This is a genomic window from Citrobacter sp. SX206, from assembly GCF_024181025.1.
GTDB classification, from domain to species: domain Bacteria; phylum Pseudomonadota; class Gammaproteobacteria; order Enterobacterales; family Enterobacteriaceae; genus Citrobacter; species Citrobacter youngae.
In genome coordinates this window covers 4,411,687-4,436,413 of the sequence record NZ_CP049738.1, presented here as the reverse complement: position 1 = coordinate 4,436,413, position 24,727 = coordinate 4,411,687, and the positions used below count along the sequence as shown (strand labels likewise).

Genomic DNA, 24,727 nt, shown 5'->3' with positions numbered 1-24,727 from the left:
TTGTATGCGAGAAGGTCACTGACATCCCCGGAGCCGGTAGGCACACTGTTAATTTATCGTTAACGCTCAAAAACGAGAAATATCGAAATTAAAATGTGTGTACTCCATCAACAAAATGAGCGTTTTCGCGCCATTGCGCGGTATTTGTTATACAAAAATAGTGTGAGCTGAATCATTTCACCGATCATCCTGTTAACACTTAAGAGTTATGACAGTTGTGTCACCAGGACAAAGATTAAAAGTGTTGCAAACCGCAATCTGCGCGGGATGCCGCTGGACAGGGATGGCGCGGCTTCATACAATCGGTGTTAAGTAGTGTGCGCTCGTTTTTATTAAGGCGTCGCCGGTTATCGGGACGAGGATTTTTATCCATCAACGCCTTGCAATTCAGGAGAGGTATGACGATGTCATTAGAAGTGTTTGAGAAACTGGAAGCAAAAGTACAGCAGGCGATTGATACCATCACGCTGTTGCAGATGGAAATCGAAGAGCTGAAAGAAAAGAACAACTCACTGTCGCAGGAAGTTCAGTCTGCACAGCAGCAGCGTGAAGAGCTGGAGCGTGAGAACAACAACCTGAAAGAACAGCAGAATGGCTGGCAGGATCGTCTGCATGCCCTTTTAGGTCGTATGGAAGAAGTCTAATTACGCTTCATCTTTCGTGCCGTAGCTGCGTTGGCTGCGCTCAGTTACCCCAGTCACGTAGTTTACTACGCTCCTGGGGATACCTTCGTTTGCCGCCTTGCTACAACACGAAATCTATTGCGTAATCGTTCCTGTGTAGGCCGGATAAGGCGTAAGCCGTCATCCGGCAATACAATCGTTTTACCGCAACACAACGTTAATTTCAGGCATTCAACCCCCCATCTACGTCCAGACCGATGCCGGAAATCTGCCCAGCCGCTGGGCTTGCCAGAAACGTCACCGCCGCTGCAACATCCTCCGGTGTTCCATAATGCCCTGTCGCAATAAGCTGCCGTTGGGATTCTGCCTGCTCGCCATCTGCCGGGTTCATATCACTGTCAGTTGGGCCGGGATGGACAAGATTAACGGTAATACCCCGTGGGCCGAGATCACGAGCCAGGCCACGGGTTAGCGAGTTGAGCGCTGATTTAGTCATCGCGTAGACGGCAATCCCCGGCTGGGCGACGCGGTTGGCAAGACAACTGCCAATATTGATGATTCGCCCACCTTCAGGGAGATGCGGCAGCGCGGCCTGTATGGCAACTACCACGCCACGGATGTTCACGTTAATCAATGCGTCGATGTCCTCCAGTGACAGCGACTCCAGCGGGCCGCCGCGTGCGATCCCTGCGTTGTTGACCAGAATATCCAGTCCTCCGAGTGACTGTACCGTGCGGTGTACGGCGTTCTGAATCGCCTGAGCGTCTGCACTGTTTGCCTGAATGGCCTCACCATGGCGGCCAAGCGCTGTAATTTCATCGGCAACGGCCTGGGCTTTCTCCGCAGATTTTTCATAGGTTATAACAACATCAGCACCGGCTTTCGCCAGCGACAGTGCAATGGCGCGCCCTAATCCACGACTGGCTCCGGTGACCAGCGCTTTTTTACCTGTCAGATCGATATGCATGATGACCTCGTGATGAGAGTGATGAGATTCATCATTAGGTATAGAGAGAGTTTTTTCTTCGTCAATGCGCAGGATAGGGGAATCGAAAGGGGAAAGTGGCAAAAAGAGGCTCTGGAGATTTCCAGAAGCGAAAAAAAGCCAGTCAGTTGTTTAACCGACTGGCATCACACCAAATTGCGGTGTTTTCTTTACTCGATATCGAGCGGGTCTTCGGAGAGGATTATCCCGGTGTTGTCGGCGTACAGGTGGTCGCCAGAGAAGAACGTTACGCCGCCAAAGTTGACGCGCACATCGCTTTCCCCGATACCTTCTCCTGAAGCACCTACCGGAATGGCGGCAATCGCCTGAATGCCGATATCCAGTTCTTCCAGATCGTCTACCTGACGGACTGAGCCGTAGATGACCAGACCTTCCCATTCATTCTGTACGGCCAGTCGAGCCAGTTCGGCATCGACCAGCGCACGACGGACAGAACCGCCGCCATCGACCAGCAGAATGCGACCACGGCCGTTTTGTTCGAGCAGATCGTACAGCAACCCGTTGTCCTCGAAACATTTTACCGTGATGATTTGTCCGCCAAACGACGACCGTCCTCCAAAGTTAGAGAACAGTGGTTCCACGACGTTGACATCTTCCTGATAGATGTCACAAAGCTCGGATGTATCGTATTTCATAGGCTCAACGTTCAGTTGCTGCGAGAATTTTTAGTATATCGCGCTATGTGTACTGTTGGCAAAATCATCAATTGTTAATTGATATTTGTCAGTTAAAGAGACCACTGACTTAAGAAAATTCCAACGACAAACAGCAGGTTAGTTAACAATGCCGCTTTTACGGTGCGTTCCAGCATCGGGCGCATTGCCGCAGGATCCATCTCACGCATCACGTACCGCGCCTGTTTAATCAGCAGCGGAGCGGCGAGGATAAACAGCCATCCCCACAGGCTTTGCAGCGAAAACAGGTTAAACAGCGCCAGGCAGACTAGTGTCCCCATCAGCAGGCAGGCGTGGTAGCGGCGGGCATTGACGGCGCCTAAACGCACCACCAGCGTATTCTTGCCGTTCTCTCTGTCGCTGTTGATATCGCGCAGATTGTTGACGTTGAGCACGGCTGTTGCCAGCAGGCCGCAGGCGGTAGCAGGCAGAATGAGCGCCGGAATCAACGTATGCGCCTGCAGATACCAGCTTCCCATCACGCTCAGCCAGCCGAAGAACACCAGCACGGAAATATCACCGAGGCCGATGTAGCCGTAAGGGCGATTGCCTACGGTGTAAGTGATCGCGGCGATAATCGACAGGCCGCCGAGAATCAGGAAGCCGACAAAATCCGCCAGCGTGTGACAGGCCACCGCCACCAGCGCCAGACCGGACAGGCAGATTAAGACCACGGTGACAATCAGCGCACGCTTCATCTCCTGCTGGGTAATAACGCCTTTTTGCATGCCACGCAGCGGTCCGATGCGGTCGGGCTTGTCGCTGCCTTTGACGGCATCGCCATAGTCGTTCGCGAGATTGGACAGGATTTGCAGAAGTCCTGCAGTAATCAATGCCAGCAGAGCGACCAGCGGATCAAAGAACCCTTGCCACCATGCTAATGCCGTACCGACGATGATCGCCGCGAAGGCGAGCGGTAAGGTCTTAGGTCGTAAACTTTCCAGCCAGGCTTGTGAGCGGCTAATTTGTTGTTGTTCAGTCATATTTAGCGCCAATAAAAATGGGGCTTTATCAGCCCCATCAACAGTGATGAAAATGCATTGAACGCGATTATAGGATAAAACGGCTCAGATCTTCATCTGCGACCAGCGCATCCAGATGTTTGCTCACATATTCGGCATCAATTGTGATGCTTTGACCGTTCAAATCGCTCGCATCATAGGAAATATCTTCCATCAGACGTTCAAGAACGGTATGCAGGCGACGCGCACCGATGTTTTCGGTGGTTTCGTTAACCTGCCAGGCCGCTTCGGCAATGCGTTTAATACCCGATTCGGTGAAGTTGATGTCCACACCTTCAGTCGCCATCAGCGCTTTGTACTGCACGGTGATGGAGGCATTCGGTTCGGTAAGGATACGCTCAAAATCGCTGGTGGTCAGCGCCTGAAGTTCAACACGAATCGGCAGACGACCCTGCAGTTCCGGGATCAGGTCGGACGGTTTCGCCACCTGGAATGCGCCAGAGGCGATAAACAGGATGTGATCGGTTTTCACCATACCGTGTTTGGTAGAGACGGTGCAGCCTTCAACCAGCGGCAGCAGGTCGCGCTGTACGCCTTCACGGGAAACATCCGGACCGGAGGATTCGCCGCGCTTACAGATTTTGTCGATTTCGTCGATAAACACGATCCCGTGCTGTTCAACGGCGTCGATAGCTTCCTGTTTCAGCTCTTCCGGATTGACCAGTTTGGCCGCTTCTTCTTCAATCAGCAGCTTCATTGCGTCTTTGATTTTCAGCTTACGCGGTTTTTGCTTCTGACCGCCCAGGTTCTGGAACATGGACTGCAGCTGGCTGGTCATCTCTTCCATTCCCGGAGGCGCCATAATTTCAACGCCCATCGGTGCGGCCGCGAGATCGATTTCGATCTCTTTATCATCCAGCTGGCCTTCACGCAGTTTTTTACGGAACGCCTGACGCGCTGCAGAAGGTTCCTGCGGTTGCTCTGACTGTCCCCAGTTATTTTTAGCCGGTGGGATCAGCACGTCGAGAATGCGCTCTTCCGCCATTTCTTCTGCGCGGAAGCGGTTTTTCTCGATTGCCTGAACGCGAACCATCTTAATGGCAGCATCGGTCAGATCGCGGATGATCGAGTCAACTTCTTTACCTACATAGCCGACTTCGGTGAATTTCGTTGCTTCAACTTTGATGAACGGCGCGTTGGCCAGTTTTGCCAGGCGACGGGCGATTTCGGTTTTACCGACGCCGGTCGGGCCAATCATCAGAATGTTTTTCGGTGTGACTTCATGGCGCAGTTCTTCGTTGAGCTGCATGCGGCGCCAGCGGTTACGCAGGGCAATCGCCACGGAACGCTTAGCGTTATCCTGGCCGATGATGTGTTTGTTCAGTTCGCTGACAATTTCGCGTGGGGTCATTTCAGACATGGGGGATCCTTACGCTTTGGAGTTCAATTCTTCGATGGTATGGAAGTGGTTGGTATAAATGCAGATATCCCCTGCAATATCCAACGCTTTCTCAGCAATTTCGCGTGCGCCAAGCTCGGTGTTTTCCAGCAGAGCGCGTGCTGCAGCCTGGGCGTAGGGACCGCCGGAGCCGATGGCAATCAGATCGTTTTCTGGCTGAATGACGTCACCGTTACCGGTGATGATGAGCGATGCTGTTTCATCTGCAACGGCCAGCAACGCTTCGAGTTTGCGCAGCATACGGTCGGTACGCCAGTCTTTAGCCAGCTCAACGGCGGCCTTAACCAGGTGACCCTGGTGCATTTCCAGTTTGCGTTCAAACAGTTCAAACAGCGTGAATGCATCCGCAGTCCCGCCCGCAAAGCCCGCAATGACTTTGTCGTTGTACAGACGGCGGACTTTTTTCACGTTGCCTTTCATTACGGTGTTACCCAGTGTGGCCTGACCATCACCGGCGATTACCACATGGCCGTTACGGCGTACGCTTACTATTGTTGTCACGAGCAGACCCCTTGGTTACAAATGCAGAATACAGGCCCCGCACAGTTGTACGGGGCGTAATGCAAGTATAGATGGGGGAGATTTTGGGGGTTTCAACCCCCAGTGGCGAGTCGAATGCAGTTTGTGTGGCCGGCAACTTTCAGGCGGCTGATGGTATTGTCGGCATTTTCCTTGCCTTTCACCGGGCCAATCACCACGCGATTCCAGCCGTTGTTGGTGGTAATGCGGGAGTTGAAGCCTTCAAAAGCCAGCTGCGCCCGCACGGTTTCTGCTTGCTCTGCGCCTTTAAATGACCCGCACTGCACCATCCAGCGGCGTTCGTCTTTTTTCTCCGCCGTCTGTTTTGGCGGCTGCGTTTCATTCGTTATTGGCGCGGCCGGCTGCGTTTTCGGCTGCGCGGCGGTGGTGTGCGCAGGCGTCTGCAACAGATCCTGATACGGCTGCTGGGTCACTGGTTTTGGCTGCGCTTTCGGCTGTTGTACCGGTGCGGCTTGTGCCGTACGCGTTTGTGGCTGCTGGTAAGGCTGTTCCGTCGCCCGTGGGCGCGGCTGCTGAGCCTGCTGCTGCGTGTTGGCCCATTGCTGTTGCTGCACCTGGCGTTGGCGCTGCAGCGTTTGCTGGCGCTGTTCAGGCGTTTGTTCGTTCCACGGTACTTCGTTGAGCTGTGTCGGCTGTTGACGCATATCAGCCTGCATTTGCGCCAGCAACTGGCGCTGCTCATTGGTCAACTGATCGGCGTTAAGCACTTCGCCACCCGCAGAGGGTTCGGTAGGTGCACGCACGCCAGGCTGACGGCTTTCCAGCTCTTTGATATAGCGCCAGCGTTCTTCCGGTTTAGGCGGGATGCCATTACCGGTGACTTTCTGGCTTTGCAGCGTCTCGGACTCTTCTTTCTTGTGATGCGTAATGAAGTACAGACCACCGATAAAGGTCACGAGTACGGCTGCAGCAATAGCGACCATCGCGGGGGATACCGCTGGCGTACTGCGTTGCTTTTTCCGTGATGTGCTCTTTTTGCGCCGCGAAGGTGCCGGTTGGCCGCGACGTACATAATCTCGTTGTGCCACTATCGTTTCGCTGTATTTATTCGTTCGTCAGCCCGCCATGTTACTTAAGCGACGGGCCTTTGACCAGACAGGGGAGTCCGAAAGCACTTTACTTTACGTCAGTGCCCGGGTAGTACCCCGAATAATTAGCTCGCAGTCCAGTAAACGTGAGCCACTGCTGACGCTCTGCCCTTGTAATTGATCGAGCAGTAACAGCATAGCTTCACGTCCGATATCGAAACGCGGTTGTGCGACGGTTGTCAGGGGTGGATCACAAAATTCCGTCAGTGAAATATTATCGAAGCCAATGATAGATAAATCATCCGGTACTTTTAAGCCCTGACGTTTGGCGTAAGAGAGTGCGCCAAGCGCCATCACATCGCTGTGACAAAAGACCGCGGTCGGAGGTTGCGGTAGCTCAAGCAGCTGTTTTAACGCGTTGGCGCCCGCTTCATAGGTGAAATCACCGCGCGCGATGAAGTGTGGATCGACGGTAATTCCACTGCGGCGTAGTGCCTGAACATAGCCTTGCAGGCGGTAGTGGCACAGCGGCATATCCTCTGGCCCGGCAATACAACCAATGCGCTTATGCCCCAGTTCCAGCAGATAATTCATCGCGTTAAAGGCGGCAGTGAGGTTATCAATGTGCACGGTGGGCAGTTCCAGCTCTGGCGCGAACTCGTTGGACATGACCATTGGCGGCAAGTTGCGTTGCTCTTCCACGCTGGCATCAAACGGCAGGCGCGAGCTGAGCAGGACCATGCCATCGATCTGCTTGGTGATTATGAGGTTGAGGAAGGTCTTTTCCTGCTGGTTCTGGTGCGCGCAATCGCCGATCAGCACCAGATATCCCTGTTCTGCGGCGGTCACTTCTATGCCGCGAATCACTTCGCTAAAAAAGGGATCACAGATATCCGGCACAATCACCAGAATGGTACGTGACTCATTACGCTTAACATTGCGTCCCATTGATTGGGGTAAATATCCCACTTCCAGCGCGGCCTGCTCAACCTTGTTACGGGTTGACTGTGAGACTTTGTCCGGGTTCATTAATGCGCGGGATACGGTTGCCGTTGAGACTTTCGCCTTCAGAGCAACATCTTTCATCGTAGCGGCGGCAACCTGCTTATTCGGTTTCACTCTTTCTCCTCGCCAGAGGGCTGCTGGCACAGACTCGTCCCTGGGTAACCTTCATCTGAAACATTTTTATCAGATAGTTAATGGAAGCGGTTACAGAATTTTCATAAAAAGTGTGATGGATGTTTAATTTTACGATCCGCCTCGCATCATGAGGCATTATCCCTCGATGGGATCGACATCCAGCACCCATTTAACCTTACGTGCATCGGGTAACGTATTGATCAGCGCCAGCGTGCCGCTGACGATATGTTGCAGGCGAATTCTCGACGGGTGCTGCAACAAAATTTGCCATCGATAGCGACCGCCGCGTTTGGGCGCCAGGGCGGGAACCGGGCCGAGCACCCACAGTTTGTCATCGGCCAGCGGACTGGCCTGAATCAGATTTCGTAACTGCTGTAAGAACATTGGCGCATGCTGGTTGTTGTGATCTTCTGCCCGCACGATCACATGGCTGGTCCATGGGGGAAGCTGGAGCGTTTGTCGCTCGGCCAGCGCCTGCTCGGCAAAGGCGTCATACCCTTTATACAGCAAGGTTTGCAGCAGCGGATGTTCAGGGTGGTGCGTTTGCAGTACCACTTCGCCCTGCTTCCCGGCGCGACCGGCACGCCCGGAAACCTGCGTGTAGAGCTGGGCGAAGCGTTCCGCCGACCGGAAATCTGCGGAGAACAGCGCGCCGTCAACGTCCAGCAGCGCCACCAGGGTGACGTCCGGGAAATGGTGGCCTTTCGCCAGCATTTGCGTGCCGATTAGGATTCGCGCGCCGCCACGATGCACTTCCGCCAGATGCTGCTCCAGCGACCCTTTGCGGCTGGTAGTATCGCGATCGATGCGTGAGATTGGCACGCCGGGGAAAAAAGGCGCCAGAGCCTGCTCAAGCTGTTCGGTGCCAAGTCCAACCGGAACCATATGCGTCGAGCCGCAGGAAGGACACTGACGCGGTATTGGGCGCTGGCTGTCGCAGTGGTGGCAGCGTAAATGGTGCTGTGCCTGATGCAGGGTATAGTAGTGATCGCAGCGCGGACATTCGGCAATCCAGCCGCAGTCGTGGCACAGCAGCGCAGGCGCAAAACCCCGGCGGTTCAAAAACAGAATTACCTGGTTATCTGCTTGCAGATGCTGACGCATACGGGCGATAAGCGCAGGGGCGAGCCCGGCCTGTACCTGCTGACCTTTGAGATCCAGCACGTGCTGAGTGGCTGGGCGTGCGTTTCCGGCGCGTCGCGTCAGGCGCAGCATGCGGTATTTTTTCTGCCGCACGTTGCACAGCGTTTCCAGCGCCGGGGTGGCTGAGCCGAGAATAATCGGGATCTGCTCGCTGTGGGCGCGATAAACCGCGAGGTCGCGCGCATGATAGCGCCAGCCTTCCTGCTGTTTATAAGAGCTGTCGTGCTCTTCGTCGATGACAATCACGCCCAGATTTTTAAACGGCGTAAACAGTGACGAGCGCGTGCCGATAACAATCGCCGCTTCGCCATTTTTCGCCTTCAGCCATGCCGAAAGACGTTCACTGTCATTTAAACCCGAGTGCAGGACTTCGACAGGCGCATTGAAGCGTTCGCGAAAACGGGCAATAGTTTGCGGCGTCAGGCCAATCTCCGGCACCATCACCAACGCCTGCTTGCCCTGGGCAAGGACATTTTCCAGTACGCTTAGATAGACCTCTGTTTTGCCCGACCCCGTCACGCCCGCTAATAGCCAGGCGCTAAAGCTGTCCGACGCGCTATGAATCGCGCCAACAGCGGTGGCTTGCTCGGTATTCAGCCGCAGACGCTCACCGGAAACGGCGTAGTGCGTACGCCAGTCGCTAAAGCCTGGCGTTTCACTCGCCAGGGAGCACAGACCTTTTTTCCGCAGTGCCTGTAATGCGGCGTCATTAAATTCCAGTTCAGCGACCTGGTCGCGCCATATTTTTCCCTGGCGTAGCGCAGCCAGCGCCTGCTGCTGTTTGGGAGAGCGCTTCAGGCTGTTCAGATCAATAACCTGGCCTTCTTCAGTGGCAAACCAGTACCACATGGGCGCGTTAGTCGCCGGACGTCCCTGGCGCAGTAAAATTGGCAGAGCGTGAAACAGTACGTCACCGATAGGATGATGATAATAATCCGCCGCCCACAACAGCAGACGCCAGACAGAGGTCGAGTAGACCGGTTCGCTGTCCAGCACTTCGAGAACGGCTTTCAATTCGCTCCGCGGTAGTTCACTGTGCTCGCTGACGGAAAGGACGATACCCACGCGCTCTTGCTGCTTGCCAAAAGGCACGCGTACACGACACCCGGCTTTGGCGCTCATGCCTTCCGGCAGGAGGTAGTCAAAAGTACGAGGTAGCGGAACGGGTAAGGCAACGTGCGCAACGGGCATTGAATCATCCTGACTTGAAATCTGGCGGGTTAGTATACACATTAGTGGAGGGTAGAATGCGGATCAGTTTGCATGAGCAGGTTAATTTCTGTATGATTCGCCGCCTTTGATACAAATTTGTATCACTGACCTATACTATTAACATCGCGTGGTGTCTGGCGTTAGGGCTGGAAGAGCGACGCGGCCTTAAACCGAGGTTTTCCCATGAAAAAAGATATTCACCCGAAATACGAAGAAATTACTGCAAACTGCTCTTGCGGTAACGTCATTAAAATCCGCTCTACTGTCGGTCACGATCTGAACCTCGACGTGTGCAGCAAGTGCCACCCGTTCTATACTGGCAAGCAGCGTGATGTTGCTACCGGTGGCCGTGTTGATCGCTTCAACAAGCGTTTCAGCATCCCGGGCAGCAAATAAGTTCCTGCTGTCAGAAAAAAGCGCCTTATGGCGCTTTTTTTGTATCTGTACTTGATAATAAAACTTACATTGATGTATTGAATGATGTTTCACTTTTAATAAATGAAACAGTGTTTTTATTTTTTAAGATAAAATATTCGCACTAGTGATCTTCGTCATTTTTATCTTCTGTTCTTTGCCACTCATGCCAATTCCTGGCAAAATCTCAAAGGTTTATCCCCTCTTTCTAAAATACACTTTCGCGGAAATATAAAATTATTCTTACGACTCTATTGCTTTCCTGTTTATAGCCCGGAATGTGATGGTGAATTTTCTTTATTTAGTGTGAAAAGGGATTGTCATGAAATTCAAATCTACCTTGTTACTTATTCCATTATTATCTGCGGCCGCGCAGGCGGGTTATGTTGATTACCGCCATGAATATTATGATGACGGGCGAAATTACGATCGTGTTTATATGTCTCATCGTTTTGCTACAGGTTTTGGTGTAGCGGTAGAGGCCATTTCACGTTCTGAAGATACGCAATCGAACGATGCGTGGAATAATATGGAAAGTAACGGTAACGAGTATACGGCAAGTTACCAGTTTACCTGGCGGGATCTCATCTGGCAGCCAGGTATTGCGATCGAAACGGGCGATAACATCACGATTTATAAACCTTATATCCGCGTGCAGTACAACATCAACGACAGCTGGTGGACCGCGTTCCGCTATCGTCAGGAGTACATGCGCAGAAACACTGACGGCAAAGATGACCGCATGGTCTATCGTCCGGAAGTCTGGCTTGGTTATAACGTCAATAACTGGATGTTTGAGCTAAACGGCATTTATAAAATTGCCGATAGCGAAGATTTATATAACAACCGGAAAGATGATTATGAATATAACTTCCGTGTCGCTTATAAAATAGATTCCTGGGTTCCATTTATTGAAATTGGTAATGTTTCTTCGGGTTATGACACCACCACGACTGACGATCGCCAGACCCGCTATCGTGTCGGCCTCGGTTATAACTTCTGATTGTTAATACTCTGCGTATTGGTTTATTACGTTGAACACCAGGATATACGCATAGTTTGCGTGAATAATATGTCTAAGGAGTTGACATCATGTCTAATGATGGAACAGTGAGTGGAAGCAATCAAGATATTGTCGTCAGACCTTTCGGATTCAGGGATAAAATTGGTTATTTGTGTGGTGACCTGGGAACCTGTTTTATTCTTGGGTTAGTAAATAGTTTTTTAATGATTTATTACACTAACGTCCTCGGCATTTCAGGAGTTATTGTCGGCTCGCTCTATTTTGTGACTAAGCTCTTTGATGCGTTTGTCGATGTTGGTGTAGGGCGCTTATGCGATACCTCTAAATTGACGGTACATGGACGATTTAATCCGTGGGTGCGCCGTATGAAGTACCCGTTCTGCATCATTGCGGTGGTCCTGTTCCTGCCGTTTGTGAATGATTTTTCTTATACGGCGAAAATTATCTATATCTGCTGTTCCTATTTTGTTTACGGTTCACTGTTATCGACAGTCAGCATTCCATATGGCGCCATGTCTGCGGCGATTAGCTCGAACCCGGAAGATCGGGTGTCACTGTCAACCTGGCGCAGCGTGGGTTCCGCCATCGGCGGTGGAGCAACCGGCTTTTTTATCCCGATTCTGATGTACACCACCCTGGTGGACGGAAGTCAGGTGATTTCCGGGCAACATTTTTTCTGGATTGCTATTGGTTGTGCCGTACTGGGCTTTATCTTTTTAACGTTGACCTGTCAGTTAACAACAGAACGTGTGCGCGTGGAGCGAAAAGAGAGTATGCCCGTATCGGTGCTGCTGAAGGGATTGTTACGCAATAAAGCACTGATCGATTTAGTTGTGGTGGATCTGCTGATTGTGATTAACCAGGGGTTGTCAGGTACCAACATGACTTACCTGTTTAATGACTACTTCCACAACAAAGAGGCCATGTCCGTGGCGTTGCTATTTACCTTCGGCTCTCTGGTTTTGCTGGCACCCTCGGCATCCTGGCTGACGAAGCGGTTTGGCAAAAAAGAGGCCAGCGTCGGCGCATTGCTCTTTGCGGTGGCGATGTATCTGATTATGTACTTCATCCATATTACGGACGCGAAAGTCTATTTGGTTTTCCTGTTCCTGGCGACGTTGGGGGCCGGACTATTCAACCTGATGATTTGGGCGTTTATGACCGATGTTTGTGATTATCACCAGTATGTCACCGGCGATCGCGAGGATGGTACCGTTTATGGTGTGAACTTCTTTGCCCGCAAGGTGGGTCAGGCGTGTGCAGGGGCGATTGGTGGCTTTATGCTGGCCATTATTGGTTATCAATCTTCGTCAACGGGCGGCGCTGTGCAAACCAGCATCGTGCAGGAAAATATTTATACGATGGCGAATCTTTTACCGGCGTTATGCCTGTTTTTGGCCGCGGTCATTCTGATTTATTTCTATCCATTGAACCGTAAAGAGACGCTCAAAATGGAAGAAACATTGAATAAAATCAATGGTATTAGAAAATAACGTTGTGAGAAACGGCGGGGTTATCCCGCCTTTTCTCTTTTTTTCTAACCGTCAGCCGATCAGTACTCCCACGTCTCCGGGTCGATCCCCAGTTCACGCATGATGATCTTCGCCTCTTCCGGGATCTCATCACTGCGTTCTTTGCGCAGATCCTCGTCGTTTGGCAACGGTTGTCCGGTAAAGGCGTGCAGAAACGCTTCACACAGCAGTTCGCTGTTGGTGGCGTGGCGCAGGTTATTGACCTGACGACGCGTGCGTTCATCGGTAAGGATTTTTAACACCTTCAGAGGAATGGAAACCGTAATTTTTTTGACTTGCTCACTCTTCTTACCGTGCTCAGCGTATGGGCTGATATATTCGCCGCTCCATTCAGCCATGAGATACCTAATCCTCTTTGTCATTAATATTGAGGCCAGAACCTGAGCCCGGACCATAATTGCGCGTAGTTTATCGTAGTGGCGCGGCCCTGACACGAAGTTAGCCGACGCAAATGTACGCTAATGCATATAATTTTAACGGCTATTTCCTGTTTGCTCAATCTATACGCAAAGAAGTTTAGATGTCCAGATGTATTGACGGCTATTGTAACAATGATTACTCTGGTGTCTGACTTTTCACCGACTCAGCCAGGATCTCCTCAATATGACGCGTAAACAGGCCACCATTGCAGTGCGTAGCGGATTAAATGACGACGAGCAGTACGGTTGCGTTGTCCCGCCGATTCACCTCTCCAGTACCTATAATTTCACCGGTTTTAATGAGCCTCGTGCTCATGACTATTCACGCCGTGGCAACCCGACGCGTGATGTGGTTCAGCGTGCGCTGGCGGAGTTGGAGGGGGGCGCTGGTGCAGTGCTGACCAATACCGGCATGTCGGCGATTCATCTGGTCACCACGGTGTTTCTGAAGCCTGGCGATCTGCTGGTCGCACCGCACGACTGTTACGGTGGTAGTTACCGCCTGTTTGACAGTCTGGCAAAACGTGGCTGTTATCGTGTGCTGTTTGTCGATCAGAGTGATGATCAGGCGCTGAAAGCGGCGCTGGCAGAAAAACCGAAGCTGGTGCTGGTCGAAAGTCCAAGCAACCCGCTGCTGCGCGTGGTAGATATTGCAAAAATCTGCCAACTGGCACGTGAGGCTGGTGCGGTGAGCGTTGTCGACAACACTTTTTTAAGTCCTGCACTGCAAAATCCACTGGCATTGGGCGCCGATCTGGTGTTGCATTCATGCACGAAATATTTAAACGGTCACTCAGACGTGGTGGCTGGTGTTGTTATAGCCAAAGATCCGGAAACGGTCACTGAACTGGCATGGTGGGCGAATAATATTGGCGTGACCGGCGGCGCATTTGATAGTTATCTGCTGTTGCGCGGCCTGCGTACTCTGTCACCGCGTATGGAAGTGGCACAACGTAATGCTCAGGCTATTGTGGACTACCTGCAAACCCAGCCGCTGGTGAAGAAACTGTATCATCCGTCACTGCCGGATAATCAGGGGCATGAGATTGCCGCGCGTCAGCAAAAAGGGTTTGGCGCGATGTTGAGTTTTGAACTGGATGGCGACGAGCAAACATTGCGTCGCTTCCTGAGCGGGTTGTCATTGTTTACGCTGGCGGAATCATTAGGGGGCGTTGAAAGTTTGATCTCCCACGCCGCGACCATGACACATGCGGGTATGGCGCCAGAAGCGCGTGCTGCTGCCGGAATTTCAGAAACGTTGTTGCGTATCTCCACCGGTATTGAAGATGGCGAAGATTTAATTGCCGACCTGGAAAATGGCTTCCGGGCTGCAAACAAGGGGTAAACATGAGTGTGATTGCGCAGGCAGGGGCGAAGGGTCGTCAACTGCACAAATTTGGTGGTAGTAGTCTGGCAGACGTGAAATGTTATTTGCGTGTCGCAGGTATTATGGCGGAGTACTCGCAGCCTGACGATATGATGGTTGTTTCCGCCGCGGGCAGTACCACTAACCAGTTGATTAGCTGGCTGAAGTTAAGCCAGACCGATCGTCTTTCTGCGCATCAGGTTCAACAGGCGTTACGTCGCTATCAAAGCGAGCTTATCAGCGGTTTGTTACCTCCTGAGGTGGCGGATGGGTTGATCGGCGCGTTTATTCACGATCTGGAACGCCTGGCCGGGTTACTCGACAGCGGTGTAAACGATGCCGTTTATGCTGAAGTCGTCGGGCATGGCGAGGTGTGGTCCGCGCGTTTGATGTCCGCTGTCCTTAATCAACAGGGGCTGGAATCGGCCTGGCTGGATGCGCGTGAGTTTTTACGTGCTGAACGCGGCGCTCAGCCGCAGGTGGATGAAGGTCTTTCTTACCCATTACTGCAGCAACTGTTGGCGCAGCATCCGGGTAAGCGCCTGGTGGTGACTGGTTTTATCAGCCGTAGCAATGCGGGTGAAACGGTCCTGCTGGGGCGTAACGGCTCTGACTACTCGGCGACGCAGGTTGGCGCGCTGGCAGGGGTTTCTCGTGTCACCATCTGGAGCGATGTCGCCGGGGTTTATAGTGCGGACCCACGTAAAGTCAAAGATGCCTGTTTGCTACCGCTGCTGCGTCTTGATGAGGCCAGCGAGCTGGCGCGTCTGGCGGCTCCGGTTCTGCATGCCCGCACCTTACAGCCGGTTTCGGGTAGTGATATCGACCTCCAGCTGCGCTGTAGCTACACGCCGGATCAGGGATCAACGCGGATTGAGCGAGTCCTGGCTTCTGGTACCGGGGCGCGCATCGTGACCAGCCATGACGACGTCTGTCTGATTGAGTTTCAGGTTCCCACCGGCCAGGACTTTAAGCTGGCCTACAAAGAAGTCGACCAGATTTTAAAACGCACCCAGGTGCGTCCACTGGCGGTGGGCGTGCATCCTGACCGTCAGCTACTGCAATTTTGCTATACCTCCGAAGTCGCTGACGGCGCGCTGAAAATTCTGGATGAAGCTGGCCTGCCGGGCGAGCTGCGTCTGCGCCAGGGGCTGGCGCTGGTGGCGATGGTTGGGGCAGGCGTAACGCGTAATCCGCTGCATTGCCACCGTTTCTGGCAACAGTTAAAAGGCCAGCCAGTCGAGTTTACCTGGCAGTCGGAAGAGGGGATCAGTCTGGTTGCGGTACTGCGTACCGGCCCGACCGAAAGCCTGATTCAGGGTTTGCATCAGTCTATTTTCCGCGCAGAAAAACGTATTGGTCTGGTGCTGTTCGGCAAGGGGAATATTGGTTCACGCTGGCTGGAACTGTTTGCCCGCGAACAAACAACGCTTTCCGCGCGTACCGGGTTTGAATTCGTGCTGGCAGGCGTGGTGGATAGCCGCCGCAGCCTGCTGAACTATGAAGGGCTGGATGCCAGCCGTGCCCTGGCCTTCTTCGACGACGAAGCGGTAGAGCAGGATGAAGAGGCGCTATTCCTGTGGATGCGCGCCCACCCGTATGATGATTTAGTGGTGCTGGATGTGACGGCCAGTGAACAATTGGCCGATCAGTATCTGGACTTCGCCAGCCATGGTTTCCATGTCATTAGCGCCAATAAACTGGCGGGGGCGAGTACCAGTGATAAGTATCGCCAAATTCATGATGCTTTCGAAAAAACCGGTCGCCACTGGCTGTATAACGCCACCGTGGGCGCAGGTTTGCCGATCAACCATACTGTGCGCGATCTGATTGATAGTGGCGATACGATTCTGTCGATCAGCGGGATCTTCTCCGGCACGTTATCCTGGCTGTTTCTGCAATTTGATGGCACGGTCCCGTTCACCGATCTGGTGGATCAGGCCTGGCAGCAAGGGCTAACTGAACCGGACCCGCGCGTCGATCTTTCTGGCAAAGATGTGATGCGTAAGCTGGTGATCCTGGCGCGTGAAGCAGGTTACGATATTGAGCCGGACCAGGTTCGCGTTGAGTCACTGGTGCCTGCGCACTGCGAAGAAGGCTCCATTGACCATTTCTTTGAAAATGGCGATGAGTTGAATGAACAGATGGTGCAACGTCTGGAAGCTGCACGTGAAATGGGGCTGGTGTTGCGCTACGTGGCGCGTTTTGACGCCAATGGTAAAGCGCGTGTGGGTGTTGAAGCAGTCCGCGCTGAACACCCGCTGGCTGCGCTGTTGCCGTGCGATAACGTGTTCGCCATTGAAAGCCGCTGGTATCGTGATAACCCGCTGGTGATCCGCGGGCCGGGCGCAGGTCGTGATGTGACCGCCGGTGCTATCCAGTCCGACATCAACCGTTTGGCGCAACTGCTGTAGTTTGCGTTGCCGGATGGCGCTTACGCTTATCCGGCCTGGCGATGACACAAACCGTAGGCCCGGTAAGCGGCAGCGCCACCGGGCAAATCCAGGATGTTGTATTTCTCCGTCAGCGTCCTTATCGTCTGAAACACAGAATGGGCAGAGTAACGTGGGCTTTGCTGAAATTCCGTCTGTTGCTGCAACCAGTTGAGAAAATGATGACTTGCCGCCAGGGTTATTGACGCTCCTTTTTCAACCTGACCCTCTGTTAACAAACACACCATTTTACGCGTGTCGCCTTGTTGCCAAATTTGCCACTGGTTCTGCCACCATCCCTGATAACTTTTGCCCAGTAACTGCCAGGGCCTGGTGTGTTGATCGTCGCTGATTTCTTCATCCACAAACCAAAGCGAGGCGTGATGTTCGCGAAATTGTTCCGCCCATGCGGTAATCGCCGCGCCGCGCAGAAAACATTCGTGGGCAATAATGTGCGTTTTTACCGCAGGCCAGAGGTGGCTCAGTATGCGGAAATGCCCATGCGCGGTAATGACCGGGCGTAAAATTGCGCCGCTGGCGTTACGCTTGAGCATCGCGCTGCCGTACTGAATTTCGTCAAATTGGCTGCGGCGTAAAAACTGCGTTTCTCGCTGACTGACTCGTTCCACAATATCATCATGACTCACCACTGGCTCAGTGCTGCCGCGCCAGCGGTAACGCAATGAAGCCCCGGCAGGATGAGGTGTGAAATTGCTGGAAATATGCAGAATATTACCGCGAATAGCGTCAAAACTGAGCAACACATAGAGTTGCTGATCTGCACTGGCGCCCTGAAAAGGTACGATCAGAGAGACTGTTGCGATTTGTTCGGGCGGTTGGATGGCGACAAGCGGTTGCTGCTTTGGTGTCCAGACCTTTTTGCAACTCCGGCACTGAACGCGCTGGCTGCCCTGGGGATTTCGGCCATAGCGTATCGTTTCTCGCTGGTAACAACGTGGGCAAAAATGACCGCTTTGGGCGGCAAAATCCGTTAAATATGCTGACAACCACCTACCAAACTGTTCCTCATTAAACAGCGGGGGATAGCTGCCGCATGCCCGGCAATGCAGTGCGGCATAACCCAGCCGATACTCTGGCCAGCTGTAATCTGCTGAGCTCGCCAGTCCCAGATTTTGGCAGCCAAAGGATTTACAGCAATTGATAGTGAACGGAGATGTCATCGTATTACCAACGATTTTTAATGGTCGTTGATTTTGACCCGCGACTATCACCGGTGGATGTGAGTTTTCTCACATAAAAAACCCTTTCAGAACGTAACGTAGCGATTCTTTATATGACTGAAAGGGATTGATTATGAAGTTAAAAATGCTTGCTGTTGGTGTTCTGGTATCGTTGCCGCTTTGGGCGAGTGCCAAAGATGTCACAATTATTTATACCAACGATCTTCACGCCCACGTTGAACCTTATAAAGTCCCATGGATTGCTAATGGCACGCGTGACATTGGCGGTTGGGCCAATATCACGACGATGGTGAGGCAGGAAAAAGCGAAAAACAGCGCCACCTGGTTTTTTGATGCGGGTGATTATTTTACCGGGCCGTATATCAGCAGTCTGACCAAGGGTAAGGCGATTATCGATATCATGAACACCATGAATTTTGACGCTGTCACCATGGGTAATCATGAATTCGATCACGGTTGGGACAATACGCTGTTGCAACTGAGTCAGGCGAAATTCCCGATTGTGCAGGGCAACATCTTTTATCAGAACAGCAGCAAAATGTTCTGGGATAAGCCTTACACCATTATTGAAAAAGATGGCGTGAAGATTGGCGTGATTGGCCTGCACGGCGTGTTTGCTTTTGATGATACGGTTTCTGCGGCGACACGTATTGGTATCGAAGCGCGTGATGAAGTGAAGTGGTTGCAACGCTATATCGATGAGCTTAAAGGCAAAGTCGATCTCACCGTGGCGCTGATCCATGAAGGCACGCCAGCGCGTCAGTCCAGTCTGGGCGGCACCGATGTGCGCCGTGCGCTGGATAAAGACATCCAGACCGCAGGCCAGGTGCAGGGGCTGGATATCCTGATCACCGGTCATGCGCATGTGGGCACGCCGGAGCCGATTAAAGTCGGTAATACCCTGATCCTTTCCACCGACAGCGGGGGCATTGATGTGGGTAAACTGGTGCTGGATTATCAGCAGAAACCGCATCAATTTACCGTGAAGAATTTCGAGCTAAAGACCATTTTTGCGGATGAATGGCAACCAGACCCGCAGACGAAACAGGTCATCGATGGCTGGAATAAAAAGCTTGATAAGGTGGTACAACAAACGGTTGCAAACTCTCCGGTTGAGCTGACGCGTGCTTACGGTGAATCTTCTTCGTTGGGTAATCTGGCGGCGGATGCGTTGCTGGTGGCGGCAGGTAAAGATACCCAGTTAGCGCTCACTAACTCAGGCGGCATCCGTAATGAAGTCCCCGCAGGAGCCATCACCATGGGGGCAGTCATTAGCACCTTCCCGTTCCCGAACGAGCTGGCCACAATGGATCTCACCGGTAAGCAGTTGCGTAGTTTGATGGAGCACGGTGCGAGTTTAAGTAACGGTGTTTTGCAGGTGTCCAAAGGACTGGAGATGAAGTATGACAGCAGTAAACCGGTCGGTCAGCGCGTCACCGTACTAACGTTAAACGGTAAACCGATTGAGGATGCCACGGTTTATCACATAGCCACCAATAGCTTCCTGGCTGACGGCGGTGATGGTTTTGCCGCATTTACCGAAGGTAAAGCGCGAAATACATCCGGAGGCTACTACATCTCTAATGCGGTTGTTGATTATTTCAAAGCGGGAAATCCGCTGACGGATGAGCAACTCAAAGGCATGCGTGTGGCAGATGTGAAACCGTAGCGAGCTCAGGCCAGCAGACAATCCGCTGGCCTGTTGTTTTAGCCTCTGTGAGAGGCAAACACCTCTTTCGCGGCAAACAAACCATTGAGTGCCGCGGGGAAGCCAGCATATACGGCCATCTGCATAATCACTTCAACGATCTCATCCTGCGTTAAACCCACGTGTAATGCCGCGCCAATATGTACTTTCAGTTGCGGTGTGGCGTTACCCAGCGCAGTTAATGCCGCGACGGTAGCTATTTCTCTACTGCGTAAATCCAGCCCCGGTCTTGAATAGATGTCGCCAAAAGGAAATTCAATCAGGTATTGGGCGAAGTCTGGCGCAATGTCCTGCAGACTTTCGATGACTGCATCGCCCCCTTTGCCATCTACTTTTTGCAACATCTCCTGGCCGGTAATAAAGCGTTTTGAAAGCATCATTTCTTCCTCTATCGTGTGGTCTGTGGCGTGAGGATAGAGCGCGCAGAATGATTGGGATAATACCGTTTCCGTGATACTTTTTTGGTATGACAATATCGCCCCTGCACTCTCTGGATATCCGTCTGCTGCGCTACTTCACCGTAGTGGCCGAAGAGAACAACATGAGTCGTGCGGCGCAACGTCTTTTTATGTCGCAGCCGCCGCTAAGCCGTCATATTCGCCAGCTTGAAGAACGCCTGGGGGTGACGCTTTTTGTCCGTCATACCCGTGGGCTTACGCTGACGGAGGACGGCCAGCGCGTACTTGAAATGGTGCGTCCGCTGCTGGCGCTACAGGACAAGACCTATATTGCATTGAGCCAGCTAGCGCAGATGGAGGTGCAACCTCTGCGTTTAGGATTAAGCACGGCGTTTGAACAGGGCGTTTTTGTGGCGCTTGAATCAACGCTAAATGCTCGTGTAAAAATGCTGCGTGTCATGCGTCACGGCTCACCTGAACTTGTTCGTCAGGTAAGGCGAGGCAAACTGGATGCGGCGCTGGTGGCTTTGCCTATTGAGGCATCTGGGCTTACCGTCACCCCTTTAGCCTGGCAAGAGCCGATAATTGCTGCATTACCCTCCTTTTGGTCAGAGGCTTGTACGGCTTCTCTTTCCTTATCGGCACTCAACCACCGACCGTTGTTCTGGTTCCAGCGGGAACGTAACCCGGCTTTCTTTGACTATACCCGGCAGATTTTCCACCGCGCTGGTTACTCTCCTTCCTGTCTTGAAGAACCACTGGAGCATGATGTGCTGCTTGCGCGGATTGCCCAGGGCGATGGTTTAAGTTTGCTCCCGGCTTCATTTGCTGCTGTCCAGCGCCAGGGCGTGGTATTCCATCCACTGAGCGATGCTGAGCTGTGTATCCGTGCCGGGTTAGTGATGTTGCCTGAAAATGAGAGCCGGTTGCAGTGGGTGCAAGAACTCATGACGCAATCCCTCATCAATTCAGACTGATGTGAATTTTTTTCACGTTGGCTGAGTATTCCTCACCTTTAGCGATGATTTTTGTGTTGACGCCAGCATGCTTTTCCGTCATTTTTACATCTAGACGTCTAAACGTATAGCAGTTTACAACACAACATATAACGACAAAAGATTGATGAGGTAAGGTATGAGCTTTTTTCACGCCAACCAGCGGGAAGCCCTGAATCAGAGCCTGGCAGAAGTTGCCGGTCAGATTAACGTTTCATTTGAGTTTTTCCCGCCGCGCACCAGTGAAATGGAGCAAACCCTGTGGAACTCCATCGATCGCCTGAGCAGCCTGAAGCCGAAGTTTGTTTCAGTCACTTACGGTGCAAACTCTGGTGAGCGCGACCGTACTCACAGCATTATTAAAGGTATTAAGGATCGCACGGGTCTTGAAGCGGCGCCGCACCTGACCTGCATTGATGCGACCCGTGATGAGCTGCGTACCATTGCTCAGGATTACTGGAACAACGGTATTCGTCATATTGTTGCCCTGCGCGGTGACTTGCCGCCGGGAAGCGGTAAACCGGATATGTATGCTTCTGACCTGGTGACGCTGCTGAAAGACGTTGCTGACTTTGATATCTCCGTTGCGGCTTACCCGGAAGTGCACCCGGAAGCAAAGAGTGCTCAGGCTGATTTGCTGAACCTGAAGCGTAAGGTTGATGCCGGTGCGAACCGTGCGATTACCCAGTTCTTCTTCGATGTAGAAAGCTATCTGCGTTTTCGCGATCGCTGCGTGTCTGCGGGTATCGATGTGGAAATTATTCCGGGTATCCTGCCAGTCTCCAACTTTAAGCAGGCGAAAAAATTTGCCGACATGACCAATGTTCGTATCCCTTCCTGGATGTCGACAATGTTTGATGGTCTGGATGATGATGCCGAAACCCGCAAGCTGGTAGGGGCGAATATCGCCATGGACATGGTGAAGATCCTCAGTCGCGAAGGGGTGAAAGATTTTCACTTCTATACGCTCAACCGCGCTGAGATGAGCTACGCTATTTGTCACACACTGGGTGTAAGACCGAATTAAACAGATGCCCCAGCCCTCTACGGAGGGCTTTTTATTGATCATTTTGATCTACATCTCTGTAACGTAAAATATAAAAGGAATTAGCTATCGAATCTGTGGGTTATTTCGACTATATCTTATCTCTGGTGGTGTATATCGTAGTCAGAACACTGTAAAGGGAGCATATAGATGAGCATGTCCGACGATAGCCAGAACACATCAACTGCCGGTAAGTGTCCTTTTCATCAGGGCGGTCACGACCAGAGCGCGGGAGCAGGAACGAACAACCGCGACTGGTGGCCTAATCAACTCCGTGTAGATTTGCTGAACCAACATTCCAACCGTTCGAACCCGCTGGGCGAGGACTTCAACTACCGCAAAGAATTTAGCAAACTCGACTATTCTGCCCTGAAAGGGGATCTCAGAGCCCTTCTGTCCGAATCTCAACCGTGGTGGCCTGCTGACTGGGGTACCTATGCCGGTTTATTCATCCGTATGGCATGGCACGGTGCAGGGACCTATCGCTCCATCGATGGACGCGGTGGCGCGGGTCGCGGACAGCAGCGTTTTGCACCACTGAATTCCTGGCCGGACAACGTTAGCCTTGATAAGGCGCGTCGTCTGCTGTGGCCAATCAAGCAGAAATATGGTCAGAAAATTTCCTGGGCCGACCTGTTTATCCTCGCGGGTAACGTGGCGCTGGAAAACTCAGGTTTCCGTACCTTCGGTTTTGGCGCAGGGCGTGAAGACGTCTGGGAACCGGATCTGGACGTAAACTGGGGTGATGAGAAAGCCTGGCTGACTCACCGCCATCCTGAAGAGTTGGCAAAAGCGCCGCTGGGCGCAACCGAAATGGGCCTTATCTATGTGAACCCGGAAGGGCCGGACCATAGCGGCGAACCGCTTTCTGCGGCAGCGGCTATTCGCGCGACCTTCGGTAACATGGGAATGAACGACGAAGAAACTGTCGCGCTGATTGGTGGTGGTCATACGTTGGGCAAAACCCACGGTGCAGCACCAGCATCCCATGTTGGTCCTGATCCGGAATCTGCACCAATTGAAGCGCAGGGCCTGGGCTGGGCCAGCAGCTACGGCAGCGGCTCGGGTGCAGATGCCATCACTTCTGGTCTGGAAGTTGTCTGGACGCAGACTCCGACCCAGTGGAGCAACTATTTCTTCGAGAACCTGTTCAAATATGAGTGGGTGCAAACTCGCAGCCCGGCAGGCGCTATTCAGTTTGAAGCGGTTGACGCACCGGAGATTATCCCCGATCCGTTTGATCCGTCGAAAAAACGCAAGCCAACAATGCTGGTCACCGACCTGACCTTGCGCTTTGATCCTGAGTTCGAGAAGATCTCTCGTCGTTTCCTTAACGATCCGCAGGCGTTCAACGAAGCCTTTGCCCGTGCGTGGTTTAAACTGACGCACCGTGATATGGGGCCGAAAGCGCGTTACATCGGACCGGAAGTACCGCAAGAAGATCTGATTTGGCAGGATCCACTGCCGCATGCGTTCTTCAACCCAAGCGAAGAAGACATTCTTAACCTGAAGGCGACCATTGCAGCTTCCGGACTTTCTGTCAGTGAGCTGGTATCGGTGGCGTGGGCTTCCGCATCGACTTTCCGTGGTGGTGACAAACGTGGTGGCGCTAACGGTGCGCGTCTGGCGCTGGATCCACAGCGCGGCTGGGATGTGAATGCCACCGCAGCACGCGTTCTGCCTGTGCTGGAAGGTATTTATAAATCTGCTCATACCGCCTCGTTGGCCGATATTATCGTGCTGGCCGGTGTGGTCGGTGTCGAGAAAGCGGCAAGCGCGGCGGGTGTTAACATCACTGTACCTTTTGTTCCGGGCCGCGTAGATGCGCGTCAGGACCAAACCGATATCGAGATGTTTGAGCTGCTGGAGCCTATTGCAGATGGTTTCCGTAACTATCGTGCCCGTCCTGACGTGTCGACCACCGAGTCGCTGCTGATCGATAAAGCGCAGCAGCTGACCCTGACAGCACCGGAAATGACCGTGCTGGTGGGCGGGATGCGCGTACTGGGTGCCAACTTTGATGGTAGCCAGCATGGCGTCTTTACCGATCGTCCTGGCGTACTCAGCACTGACTTCTTCGTCAATCTGCTGGATATGCGTCATGAGTGGAAGGCGGTTGATGAGTCAAAAGAGCTGTTTGAAGGCCGTGATCGTCTGAGCGGCGAAGTAAAATACACCGCAACCCGCGCCGATCTGGTATTTGGTTCTAACTCTGTACTGCGCGCAGTGGCTGAAGTTTATGCCTGCAGCGATGCCCACGAGAAGTTCGTGAGAGATTTCGTGGCCGCATGGGTGAAAGTGATGAACCTGGATCGTTTCGATCTGCTGTAACAGACGATGCCGGATGCCGCTTGTGCGGGTCCGGCATCGTAGGAATAAAAAAATCCCCGCATTTGCGGGGATTT

21 protein-coding genes are annotated in these 24,727 nt (G+C 52.7%); 10 read left to right on the top strand and 11 right to left on the bottom strand.

Going from position 1 to position 24,727, the window contains the following annotated elements:
- Window positions 1-398: 398 nt before the first annotated feature.
- Window positions 399-644, top strand: coding sequence for a septal ring assembly protein ZapB (gene zapB, locus G8S19_RS21365; RefSeq protein WP_019077914.1), 246 nt, complete (start codon window positions 399-401; stop codon window positions 642-644).
- 202 nt (window positions 645-846) lie between these two features.
- Here zapB and G8S19_RS21360 read toward each other — a convergent pair whose 3' ends face one another.
- From G8S19_RS21360 to priA, 8 genes are all read right to left on the bottom strand, one after another.
- Window positions 847-1,590, bottom strand: a complete 744-nt coding sequence (locus tag G8S19_RS21360) for an SDR family NAD(P)-dependent oxidoreductase (protein WP_199970752.1) — start codon at window positions 1,588-1,590, stop codon at window positions 847-849.
- 188 nt (window positions 1,591-1,778) lie between these two features.
- Entirely contained in the window at window positions 1,779-2,264 is a 486-nt protein-coding gene (rraA, locus tag G8S19_RS21355) for a ribonuclease E activity regulator RraA (RefSeq protein ID WP_008787034.1), read from the bottom strand.
- Window positions 2,265-2,356: 92 nt separating this feature from the next.
- The gene (menA, locus tag G8S19_RS21350) at window positions 2,357-3,286 is read right to left on the bottom strand and encodes a 1,4-dihydroxy-2-naphthoate polyprenyltransferase (protein WP_048213993.1); all 930 of its coding nucleotides are present in this window, start codon (window positions 3,284-3,286) and stop codon (window positions 2,357-2,359) included.
- A 67-nt stretch (window positions 3,287-3,353) separates the two neighbouring features.
- Window positions 3,354-4,685 (bottom strand): HslU--HslV peptidase ATPase subunit, encoded by a 1,332-nt coding sequence (hslU, locus tag G8S19_RS21345; RefSeq protein ID WP_003028803.1) that lies wholly within the window; start codon window positions 4,683-4,685, stop codon window positions 3,354-3,356.
- 9 nt (window positions 4,686-4,694) lie between these two features.
- Entirely contained in the window at window positions 4,695-5,225 is a 531-nt protein-coding gene (gene hslV, locus G8S19_RS21340) for an ATP-dependent protease subunit HslV (protein WP_003028805.1), read from the bottom strand.
- A 92-nt stretch (window positions 5,226-5,317) separates the two neighbouring features.
- A complete protein-coding gene (gene ftsN, locus G8S19_RS21335) occupies window positions 5,318-6,292 on the bottom strand; it encodes a cell division protein FtsN (RefSeq protein ID WP_071887306.1) in 975 nt (324 codons plus the stop codon).
- A gap of 93 nt (window positions 6,293-6,385) precedes the next feature.
- On the bottom strand, window positions 6,386-7,411 hold the full coding sequence (gene cytR, locus G8S19_RS21330) for a DNA-binding transcriptional regulator CytR (RefSeq protein ID WP_003825179.1): 1,026 nt from the start codon (window positions 7,409-7,411) through the stop codon (window positions 6,386-6,388).
- A gap of 156 nt (window positions 7,412-7,567) precedes the next feature.
- A complete protein-coding gene (priA, locus tag G8S19_RS21325) occupies window positions 7,568-9,766 on the bottom strand; it encodes a primosomal protein N' (RefSeq protein ID WP_253685866.1) in 2,199 nt (732 codons plus the stop codon).
- Between the two features lie 204 nt (window positions 9,767-9,970).
- Between priA and rpmE the strand changes: the two genes are divergently transcribed.
- The 3 genes from rpmE to G8S19_RS21310 all read left to right on the top strand — a co-directional run bounded on the left by rpmE (window position 9,971) and on the right by G8S19_RS21310 (window position 12,718).
- Complete coding sequence (rpmE, locus tag G8S19_RS21320; protein WP_003028810.1) at window positions 9,971-10,183, top strand: 50S ribosomal protein L31; 213 nt, start codon at window positions 9,971-9,973, stop codon at window positions 10,181-10,183.
- Between the two features lie 340 nt (window positions 10,184-10,523).
- Window positions 10,524-11,204, top strand: a complete 681-nt coding sequence (locus G8S19_RS21315) for an oligogalacturonate-specific porin KdgM family protein (protein WP_124021990.1) — start codon at window positions 10,524-10,526, stop codon at window positions 11,202-11,204.
- Between the two features lie 89 nt (window positions 11,205-11,293).
- Window positions 11,294-12,718, top strand: coding sequence for an MFS transporter (locus G8S19_RS21310; RefSeq protein ID WP_253685865.1), 1,425 nt, complete (start codon window positions 11,294-11,296; stop codon window positions 12,716-12,718).
- A gap of 59 nt (window positions 12,719-12,777) precedes the next feature.
- Here G8S19_RS21310 and metJ read toward each other — a convergent pair whose 3' ends face one another.
- Window positions 12,778-13,095: a met regulon transcriptional regulator MetJ gene (metJ, locus tag G8S19_RS21305; RefSeq protein WP_048213988.1), complete on the bottom strand. Its 318-nt coding sequence runs from the start codon at window positions 13,093-13,095 to the stop codon at window positions 12,778-12,780.
- 265 nt (window positions 13,096-13,360) lie between these two features.
- Here metJ and metB point away from each other — a divergent pair, with 265 nt between their 5' ends.
- Together metB and metL are read left to right on the top strand one after the other, a co-directional pair.
- Window positions 13,361-14,521: a cystathionine gamma-synthase gene (gene metB / locus G8S19_RS21300; protein ID WP_124021992.1), complete on the top strand. Its 1,161-nt coding sequence runs from the start codon at window positions 13,361-13,363 to the stop codon at window positions 14,519-14,521.
- 2 nt (window positions 14,522-14,523) lie between these two features.
- Window positions 14,524-16,956, top strand: a complete 2,433-nt coding sequence (gene metL / locus G8S19_RS21295; protein ID WP_048213987.1) for a bifunctional aspartate kinase/homoserine dehydrogenase II — start codon at window positions 14,524-14,526, stop codon at window positions 16,954-16,956.
- Window positions 16,957-16,982: 26 nt separating this feature from the next.
- Here metL and G8S19_RS21290 read toward each other — a convergent pair whose 3' ends face one another.
- On the bottom strand, window positions 16,983-18,155 hold the full coding sequence (locus tag G8S19_RS21290; RefSeq protein WP_124021993.1) for a cytoplasmic protein: 1,173 nt from the start codon (window positions 18,153-18,155) through the stop codon (window positions 16,983-16,985).
- Between the two features lie 133 nt (window positions 18,156-18,288).
- Here G8S19_RS21290 and G8S19_RS21285 point away from each other — a divergent pair, with 133 nt between their 5' ends.
- Window positions 18,289-19,845 carry a bifunctional UDP-sugar hydrolase/5'-nucleotidase gene (locus tag G8S19_RS21285; protein ID WP_253685864.1) on the top strand — a complete coding sequence of 519 codons (1,557 nt, stop codon included), beginning with the start codon at window positions 18,289-18,291 and terminating at the stop codon, window positions 19,843-19,845.
- A 38-nt stretch (window positions 19,846-19,883) separates the two neighbouring features.
- Here G8S19_RS21285 and G8S19_RS21280 read toward each other — a convergent pair whose 3' ends face one another.
- Window positions 19,884-20,261, bottom strand: coding sequence for a carboxymuconolactone decarboxylase family protein (locus G8S19_RS21280; protein WP_199970770.1), 378 nt, complete (start codon window positions 20,259-20,261; stop codon window positions 19,884-19,886).
- A gap of 89 nt (window positions 20,262-20,350) precedes the next feature.
- On the opposite strand from G8S19_RS21280, the gene G8S19_RS21275 reads away from it, so the two are divergent.
- The 3 genes from G8S19_RS21275 to katG all read left to right on the top strand — a co-directional run bounded on the left by G8S19_RS21275 (window position 20,351) and on the right by katG (window position 24,653).
- On the top strand, window positions 20,351-21,259 hold the full coding sequence (locus G8S19_RS21275) for a LysR family transcriptional regulator (protein ID WP_253685863.1): 909 nt from the start codon (window positions 20,351-20,353) through the stop codon (window positions 21,257-21,259).
- 157 nt (window positions 21,260-21,416) lie between these two features.
- A complete protein-coding gene (gene metF / locus G8S19_RS21270; RefSeq protein WP_005121692.1) occupies window positions 21,417-22,304 on the top strand; it encodes a methylenetetrahydrofolate reductase in 888 nt (295 codons plus the stop codon).
- A gap of 168 nt (window positions 22,305-22,472) precedes the next feature.
- Entirely contained in the window at window positions 22,473-24,653 is a 2,181-nt protein-coding gene (gene katG, locus G8S19_RS21265; RefSeq protein ID WP_048213982.1) for a catalase/peroxidase HPI, read from the top strand.
- Window positions 24,654-24,727: the final 74 nt, after the last annotated feature.

Bases quoted from the DNA above. Each gene is read 5' to 3' on its own strand.
- zapB (WP_019077914.1), top strand. From the start codon at position 399: ATGACGATGTCATTAGAAGTGTTTGAGAAACTGGAAGCAAAAGTACAG.
- G8S19_RS21360 (WP_199970752.1), bottom strand. From the start codon at position 1,590: ATGCATATCGATCTGACAGGTAAAAAAGCGCTGGTCACCGGAGCCAGT.
- rraA (WP_008787034.1), bottom strand. From the start codon at position 2,264: ATGAAATACGATACATCCGAGCTTTGTGACATCTATCAGGAAGATGTC.
- menA (WP_048213993.1), bottom strand. From the start codon at position 3,286: ATGACTGAACAACAACAAATTAGCCGCTCACAAGCCTGGCTGGAAAGT.
- hslU (WP_003028803.1), bottom strand. From the start codon at position 4,685: ATGTCTGAAATGACCCCACGCGAAATTGTCAGCGAACTGAACAAACAC.
- priA (WP_253685866.1), bottom strand. From the start codon at position 9,766: ATGCCCGTTGCGCACGTTGCCTTACCCGTTCCGCTACCTCGTACTTTT.
- rpmE (WP_003028810.1), top strand. From the start codon at position 9,971: ATGAAAAAAGATATTCACCCGAAATACGAAGAAATTACTGCAAACTGC.
- G8S19_RS21315 (WP_124021990.1), top strand. From the start codon at position 10,524: ATGAAATTCAAATCTACCTTGTTACTTATTCCATTATTATCTGCGGCC.
- G8S19_RS21310 (WP_253685865.1), top strand. From the start codon at position 11,294: ATGTCTAATGATGGAACAGTGAGTGGAAGCAATCAAGATATTGTCGTC.
- metJ (WP_048213988.1), bottom strand. From the start codon at position 13,095: ATGGCTGAATGGAGCGGCGAATATATCAGCCCATACGCTGAGCACGGT.
- metB (WP_124021992.1), top strand. From the start codon at position 13,361: ATGACGCGTAAACAGGCCACCATTGCAGTGCGTAGCGGATTAAATGAC.
- metL (WP_048213987.1), top strand. From the start codon at position 14,524: ATGAGTGTGATTGCGCAGGCAGGGGCGAAGGGTCGTCAACTGCACAAA.
- G8S19_RS21290 (WP_124021993.1), bottom strand. From the start codon at position 18,155: ATGACATCTCCGTTCACTATCAATTGCTGTAAATCCTTTGGCTGCCAA.
- G8S19_RS21285 (WP_253685864.1), top strand. From the start codon at position 18,289: ATGAAGTTAAAAATGCTTGCTGTTGGTGTTCTGGTATCGTTGCCGCTT.
- G8S19_RS21280 (WP_199970770.1), bottom strand. From the start codon at position 20,261: ATGCTTTCAAAACGCTTTATTACCGGCCAGGAGATGTTGCAAAAAGTA.
- G8S19_RS21275 (WP_253685863.1), top strand. From the start codon at position 20,351: ATGACAATATCGCCCCTGCACTCTCTGGATATCCGTCTGCTGCGCTAC.
- metF (WP_005121692.1), top strand. From the start codon at position 21,417: ATGAGCTTTTTTCACGCCAACCAGCGGGAAGCCCTGAATCAGAGCCTG.
- katG (WP_048213982.1), top strand. From the start codon at position 22,473: ATGAGCATGTCCGACGATAGCCAGAACACATCAACTGCCGGTAAGTGT.